6 protein-coding genes are annotated in these 7,147 nt (G+C 70.1%); all 6 read left to right on the top strand.

What is annotated here, in order from left to right:
• The first annotated feature begins 191 nt into the window (after positions 1-191).
• The 6 genes from AC1D12_RS19640 to AC1D12_RS19615 all read left to right on the top strand — a co-directional run bounded on the left by AC1D12_RS19640 (position 192) and on the right by AC1D12_RS19615 (position 6,871).
• Positions 192-2,546 carry a Tex family protein gene (locus AC1D12_RS19640; RefSeq protein ID WP_477842372.1) on the top strand — a complete coding sequence of 785 codons (2,355 nt, stop codon included), beginning with the start codon at positions 192-194 and terminating at the stop codon, positions 2,544-2,546.
• A 69-nt stretch (positions 2,547-2,615) separates the two neighbouring features.
• The gene (locus tag AC1D12_RS19635) at positions 2,616-3,146 is read left to right on the top strand and encodes a superoxide dismutase family protein (protein ID WP_465112440.1); all 531 of its coding nucleotides are present in this window, start codon (positions 2,616-2,618) and stop codon (positions 3,144-3,146) included.
• 82 nt (positions 3,147-3,228) lie between these two features.
• Positions 3,229-4,290 (top strand): patatin-like phospholipase family protein, encoded by a 1,062-nt coding sequence (locus AC1D12_RS19630; RefSeq protein WP_477828828.1) that lies wholly within the window; start codon positions 3,229-3,231, stop codon positions 4,288-4,290.
• Between the two features lie 87 nt (positions 4,291-4,377).
• Entirely contained in the window at positions 4,378-5,379 is a 1,002-nt protein-coding gene (locus AC1D12_RS19625) for a chorismate transformation FkbO/Hyg5 family protein (protein ID WP_477842370.1), read from the top strand.
• A complete protein-coding gene (locus AC1D12_RS19620; protein ID WP_047511708.1) occupies positions 5,376-6,104 on the top strand; it encodes a lysophospholipid acyltransferase family protein in 729 nt (242 codons plus the stop codon). The genes AC1D12_RS19625 and AC1D12_RS19620 overlap by 4 nt, the downstream gene beginning before the upstream one ends.
• A 2-nt stretch (positions 6,105-6,106) precedes the next feature.
• Positions 6,107-6,871, top strand: a complete 765-nt coding sequence (locus AC1D12_RS19615) for a glycosyltransferase family 2 protein (RefSeq protein WP_477827935.1) — start codon at positions 6,107-6,109, stop codon at positions 6,869-6,871.
• Positions 6,872-7,147 lie beyond the last annotated feature (276 nt).

Here is a 7,147-nt window from a genome sequence, read left to right as displayed (position 1 = left end):
CAGCACGGCCGTGAGGGCGATGCGGCGCGAGGCACGGGTGAGGGCGAAGGGGCGGTGGGACATCGAAGACGGACGGCGCGAAGGCCGCGAGCATAGCAAACGGTGACAAATCCGCCCGGGCCCCCAGGGATGACCGTGTGGCAAACTCCGCCGCTTTCGTGCTTTGCCGCCCCGCTGCGGGCCCCCTCGTCTTGGACAAGATTCTTCTGCAGATCGCCGCCGAACTGAAGGTTCGGCCGGCGCAAGTGAATGCCGCGGTGCAACTGCTGGACGGCGGGGCGACGGTGCCCTTCATCGCCCGCTACCGCAAGGAAGCCACCGACAACCTCGACGACATCCAGTTGCGCGAGCTCGAATCCCGCCTCTCGTACCTGCGTGAACTCGAAGACCGCCGCGAGGCCGTGCTGAAGAGCATCGACGAGCAGGGCAAGCTGACCCCCGCGCTGCGTGCCGCGATCGAGGCGGCCCCCACCAAGCAGGAGCTCGAAGACCTCTACCTGCCGTTCAAGCCGCGCCGCCGCACCAAGGGCATGATCGCCCGCGAGGCCGGGCTGGAGCCGCTGGCCGACAAGTTGTTCGCCGACCCGTCGCTCGACCCGGCCGCCGAGGCGGTGGCCTTCATCAATGCCGAAGGCGGTTTCGCCGATGCGCTGGCGGTGCTCGACGGCGTGCGCGACCTGCTCAGCGAGCGCTGGGCCGAAGACGCCGCGCTGGTCGGCAAGCTGCGCGCCTGGCTGTGGGACGAAGGCCTGCTGCGCTCCAAGCTGATGGACGGCAAGGACGTCAACCACCCCGACATCTCCAAGTTCCGCGACTACTTCGAGTACGACGAGCCGATCAACCGCGTGCCGTCGCACCGCGCGCTGGCCGTGTTTCGTGGCCGCACGCTCGAGTTCCTCGATGCGAAGCTGGTGCTCGACGAAGAGGTGGTACCGGGGCAACCGACGATCGCCGAAGGCCGCATCGCGGTGCACCTCGGCTGGAGCCACAAGAAGCGCCCGGCCGACGACCTGATCCGCAAGACCATCGGCTGGACCTGGAAGGTCAAGCTCAGCCTGAGCCTGGAGCGCGACCTGTTCAGCCGCCTGCGTGAAGAGGCCGAGAAGGTCGCGATCAAGGTGTTCGCCGAGAACCTGCGCGACCTGTTGCTGGCCGCGCCGGCCGGCCCGCGCGTCGTGATGGGGCTGGACCCCGGCATCCGCACCGGCGTGAAGGTCGCCGTGGTCGACGCGACCGGCAAGGTGCTCGACACCCACACCGTCTACCCGCACGAGCCGCGCAACGACTGGGAAGGCTCGCTTCACACGCTGGGCCGGCTGTGCGCGACGCACGGCGTCAACCTGATCGCGATCGGCAACGGCACCGCGAGCCGCGAGACCGACAAGCTGGCTGCCGACCTGATCAAGCGCATCCAGCAGCTGGCACCGGGCACGCACATCGACAAGGTGGTGGTCAGCGAGGCCGGCGCGTCCGTCTACTCGGCCAGCGAGTACGCCAGCAAGGAGCTGCCCGACCTCGACGTGAGCCTGCGCGGCGCGGTCAGCATCGCGCGGCGCCTGCAGGATCCGCTCGCGGAACTCGTGAAGATCGAGCCGAAGAGCATCGGCGTCGGCCAGTACCAGCACGACGTGAACCAGAGCGASCTSGCGCGCAGCCTCGACACCGTGRTCGARGAYTGCGTGAACWSSGTGGGCGTSGACCTGAACACCGCGTCGGCGCCGCTGCTGKCGCGCGTGTCGGGCCTGAGCAGCGCGGTGGCCGCGAGCATCGTGCGCTGGCGCGATGCGAACGGCGCCTTCCGCAACCGCCAGCAGCTGCTGGACGTGAGCGGCCTCGGCGCCAAGACCTTCGAGCARWGCGCCGGCTTCCTGCGCATCCGCGGCGGCGACAACCCGCTGGACCAGTCGGGCGTGCACCCGGAAACCTACCCGGTGGTCGAGAAGATCATGGCCGCGGTCAGCAAGCCGGCGGCCGAGGTGATGGGCCGCAGCGACGTGATCCGCGCGCTGAAGCCCGAGGCCTTCGCGAGCGAGAAGTTCGGTGCGATCACGGTGAAGGACATCTTCGCCGAGCTGGAGAAGCCGGGCCGCGATCCGCGCCCCGACTTCAAGGTGGCGCGCTTCAACGACGGCGTCGAGGACCTGAAGGACCTGCAGCCGGGCATGACGCTCGAAGGCACCGTCAGCAACGTCGCGCAGTTCGGCGCCTTCATCGACCTGGGCGTGCACCAGGACGGCCTGGTGCACGTGAGCCAGCTGAGCAACAAGTTCGTCAACGATGCGCGCGAGGTCGTGAAGACCGGCGACATCGTCAAGGTCAAGGTGCTCGAGGTCGATATGGCGCGCAAGCGCATCTCGCTGACGATGAAGCTCGACGCGGTGGTCGCGCCGCGCGGCGAGCGCCAGGGCGACAACAGCTTCCGGCCGGCGGGGCGGGGCGAGCGCACTGGTGGTGGTGGGGGCGGCGGGCGTGCGCCGCAGCAACAGCAGGCGACGCAGCAATCCGCAATGGCGGCCGCGTTTGCGAAGCTGCAGACCAAGCGCTGAGCCAGGACCGGCGATCCAGGGCACCATCCGCGGCATGACACTTCAGACACCTCACCGAGTATCACAGCGATGAACACACGTCTTCGATCCCTGGCCCTGGTCGCCGCACTCGGTGCCGCGGCACTGCTCGGCGCCTGCGCGCACAAGCCCGGCCCGAGCGCCACCGCCATCCTGCTGCCCACCAACGGCAATGCCGCGCAAGGCGTCGTCACCTTCCAGATGGTCGACGACCGCGTGCTGGTCAAGGGCAAGGTGCGCGGCCTGAAGCCGTTCCAGGACCACGGTTTCCACGCCCATGAGAAGGGCGACTGCTCCAGCGGCGACGGCATGAGCACCGGCGGCCACTTCAACCCGACCAACAAGCCGCACGGTTCGCCGCTCGGCGACCACCATGCCGGCGACATCCCGGCGATCACCGCCGATGCGAGCGGCGTGGCCGAGTTCGAATTCCTGCTCAGCGACGTCACCATCGGCTCCGGCCCGACCGACCTGGTCGGCCGCGGGTTGATCGTGCACGCGAGCCAGGACGACTACGCAACGCAGCCGACCGGCAACTCCGGCGCCCGCATCGCCTGCGGCGTCATCAAGCGAGACATGTGAGCCCCCCAGTCGCTGCGCTCCTGCCCCCAAGGGGCTCCTCCCATCGGCCCGGCAAAGCCGGATCCTGGGGAGTGGCTTGGCCTTGAAGGCTTTGTTCGTCGCCGCCGGTCCGAAGGCGCGCGAGCACCTGCGCCGCGACGGCCTGCGCCCGCAGGATGTGCGGGCCATCCCGGCCGCGGCCGGCGGGCCGAAGGGCCTGGCGCTGAACCACCTCGATCGCTTCCTGTTCGGCGACTGGCTGCCGCGCAGCGACCACACGGTGCACCTGCTCGGCGCATCGATCGGTGCGTGGCGCATGGCCACCGGCTGCCTCGACGACCCGGCGCGCGAGCTGGCGCAGATGGCCGCCGACTACATCGGCCAGCAGTACGAGCACGCGCCCGGCAGGCAACCGACCGCGACCCACGTCAGCCAGGTGTTCGCCGACAACCTGGTGCGCCAGTTCGGCGCGCGCGAGGCGCAGGTGCTGCAGCATCCGCGCTACCGGTTGCACGTCTTCACGAGCCGCGGCCGGCACGTGCTGGGCCGGCAGGGGCGGCTGCGCACGCCGATCGGCTACCTGGGCGCGTTCGCGGCCAATGCCGTGAGCCGCCGCGCGATGGGCGGCTGGCTGGAGCGCGTCGTGTTCTCGGACCCGCGCGATGCCTTGCCGCTGTCGCTCACCGACTACCGCACGCACACGGCCGCGCTCGATGGCTCGAACCTGCGTGCGAGCATCCTCGCGAGCTGCTCGATCCCGTTCTGGCTCGACGCGGTGCACGACATCCCCGGCGGGCCCCCCGGCGCCTACTGGGACGGCGGCATCACCGATTACCACCTGCACCTCGACTACGCGTCGATGCACGACGGCCTGGCGCTGTACCCGCACTTCCAGAGGACGGTGGTGCCGGGCTGGCTCGACAAGGGCTTCAAGCGCCGCCACCGCGCCAGCGCGATGCTCGACAACCTGATCGTGCTGTACCCGAACCCGGAATGGATCGCGACGCTGCCGCACGGCAAGCTGCCCGACCGGGCCGACTTCAAATCCTGGGGCGAGGACGTGGCCGGCCGGCAGGCGGTGTGGACCCGCGCGTTGCAGGAAAGCGAACGGCTTCGTGACGATTTCGCGAATTGGCTGGATCACCCTGAGGCCGACGCGCTGTAGGACGGCGCGCCATGCGCCGGAACGGTGCGGCGCTCCCCTAAAATTCGCTGGATGCGCGACCTGCTGCTGTCCCCTCCGCCACTCCCCTTGTCCTCCCCGTTGCAGTTCCGTCGCGCCTTCGAATCGACTGCCACGCCGGCGCTCGACCTCCGCATCCACACGGGCGAAGAGCCGCGGCACATTGCCGCCCCCGCGCTGCTGTACCCCGCCGGCCCGGTCACCGAGACCTGGAGCGTGCCCGGCACGCTGCACGAGCAGCGCCGCGGTGCCGCGCGCTTCGTGAGCGACGGGCAGTGGTTGATGGGCACGCTGTGCATCGACGACCGGACCTGGCCGGGCGGCATCTGCGCCGCGGCGCGGCAGGTCTACGACGAGCTGTTCCAGCTGCTGCGCGACGAGGGCTTTGCGCACCTGCTGCGCGTGTGGAACTACGTGGCCGACATCAACGGGTGCGACGCGGGCGATCCGCTGGAGCGCTACCGGCAGTTCAACATCGGCCGGCAGGATGCGTTCCTGGCCGCGCGGCGCAGCGCGTTCGACGGCGCGCCGGCGGCCTGTGCGCTCGGCACCACGCAGGGGCCGCTGACGGTGCATTTCCTGGCCGGGCGCGAGGCGCCGCGCGCGGTCGAGAACCCGCGCCAGGTCAGTGCCTACCGCTACCCGTCGCAGTACGGCCCGCGCGCGCCGACCTTCTCGCGCGGCGCGCTGGCGTCGATCGGCGGCGGGCGCGAGGCCTTGTTCCTGTCGGGCACCGCCAGCATCGTCGGACACCAGACGCTGCATGTGGGCGACGTGGCCCGGCAGACCGAGGAGACGCTCGCGAACGTCGCCGCGGTGGTCGACGCGGCCAACGCGCTGAGCACGATCGGGCCGCGGGCGCACCGTGTCGACATGCTCGATTGCACCGTCTACGTCCGCCACGCGAGCGACCTGCCGCGGGTGCGCGAGGTGCTGGCGCAGCGGCTGGGTGCCGATGCGCCGGCGCTGCGCAACGCCATCTACCTGCGCGCCGACGTGTGCCGCGCCGACCTGCTGGTCGAGGTCGAGGCGCACGGCATCGCGTCGGCTGCGGAGCCGTCGCCCCCATGATCCGGCGCGGCTGGCAGCTCGCGTGCTTCTACCTGCTGCTGCTCGGGCTGGGCTTGGCGTCGCTCGGCTGGAACCTGATCGCTGCGCTGATGCTGCCGCTGGTGCCTCGGCAGCGGGCGCAGGCCATCGGGCGGCATGTGGTGGCGAGTTCGTACCGCGTGTTCTGGAACCTCGCGGCCGCGTTCGGGCTGATGGAGGTCGACAGCCAGGCGCTTGATCGCCTGAACGACGATGCGACCGGGCTGGTGGTGGTGGCCAACCACCCGAGCATGGTCGATGCGCTGCTGATCGTCGCGCGGCTGCGGCGCGGCGTCTGCATCATGAAGGGCGACCTGATGCGCAACGTGTTCCTCGGCGCCGGCGCGCGGCTGGCGCGCTACATCCCGAACGATTCGCCGCGCACGATGCTGCGGCACGCGATCGCGAACCTGCGCGACGGTGCGCAGTTGGTGATGTTCCCTGAGGGCACGCGCACCGAGGCCGGGGTGGCGCTGAGCCCGTTCCGCCCGGGCGTGACGGCGATCGCGCACAAGGCCGGCGTGCCGATCCAGACGGTGTTCATCGAGACCGAGTCGCCGTATCTGCGCAAGGGCTGGCCGATCTGGCGCGTGCCGCCGTTCCCGATGGCGTTCCGGCTGCGGCTGGGCGAGCGCTTCGAGCCGCGGGACGGCGCGGCGCTGCCGCTGGACGAGTTGGAAACGTATTTCAGGAAAGAGCTGACGTGAGCATGCGGCATGCGGTGTTGATCCCGAGCTACAACACCGGTGCGACGGTGTACGAGACGGTGCGCGCGGCGCGCGCGCAGTGGTCGCCGGTGTGGGTGGTGGTGGACGGCAGCACCGACGGAACGGCCGAGGGGCTGCAGCGCCTGGCCGAGGCCGATGCGCAGTTGCACGTGATCGTGCTGCCGCGCAACCAGGGCAAGGGCGCAGCCGTGCTGGCCGGGCTGCAGGCGGCGCGCGACGCGGGTTTCACGCATGTGCTGACGATGGATTCGGACGGGCAGCACCCGGCCGGGCTGATCCCGCAGTTCATGGCGAAGTCGGCCGAGCACCCCGATGCGATGGTGCTGGGCAAGCCGGTGTTCGATGCATCGGCACCCTTGCTGCGGGTGCGCGGCCGGCGCATCTCGAACGGCTGGACCGACCTGGAGACGCTGAACGCCGGCATCGGCGATTCGCTGTACGGCTTCCGCGTGTACCCGATCGGGCCGCTGATCGCGGTGATGAAGCGCCAGCCATGGATGCGGCGCTTCGATTTCGACACCGAGGCGGTGGTGCGGCTTGCGTGGCGCGGTGTGGCGCCGATCAACCTGCCGGCGCCGGTGAAGTACCTGACGGCGGAGGAGGGCGGCGTCTCGCACTTCCGCTACGGGCGCGACAACGTGCTGCTGACGTGGATGCACGCGCGGCTGATGCTGGAGTTCCTGCTGCGGCTGCCGGTGCTGGTGTGGCGGCGTGCGAGGCGGCTGCCGCCCTTTCAACATCTGTGACACCCACCGTTTGCCCGGAGCCTGTCGAAGGGCCTGCTGGCACAAACCGTTCGCGCTGAGCTTGTCGAAGCGCTGCTCGCCAGGGCTTCGACAAGCTCGGCAAGCGGCCGGGGGAGTCAGGTTGACATCGGGCAAGGCACCAAGTCAAGGACTGCTTGACGGTCCATGGCAGTCGGCCGCCGGCGGTCGACTGCAAGACTGAGAGCGACCCTTCTCAGACATCGGAAGACTCGGATCGGCAGCCGACAAGCCGACGTTGGCGCCCTTCACAAGCAC

It is taken from the genome of Rhizobacter sp. P1_G5 (assembly GCF_056405435.1).
The sequence above is the reverse complement of the archived record's forward strand: the minus strand, read 5'-3'. Positions and strand labels throughout refer to the sequence as shown.

Bases quoted from the DNA above. Each gene is read 5' to 3' on its own strand.
- AC1D12_RS19620 (WP_047511708.1), top strand. From the start codon at position 5,376: ATGATCCGGCGCGGCTGGCAGCTCGCGTGCTTCTACCTGCTGCTGCTC.
- AC1D12_RS19615 (WP_477827935.1), top strand. From the start codon at position 6,107: ATGCGGCATGCGGTGTTGATCCCGAGCTACAACACCGGTGCGACGGTG.
- AC1D12_RS19635 (WP_465112440.1), top strand. From the start codon at position 2,616: ATGAACACACGTCTTCGATCCCTGGCCCTGGTCGCCGCACTCGGTGCC.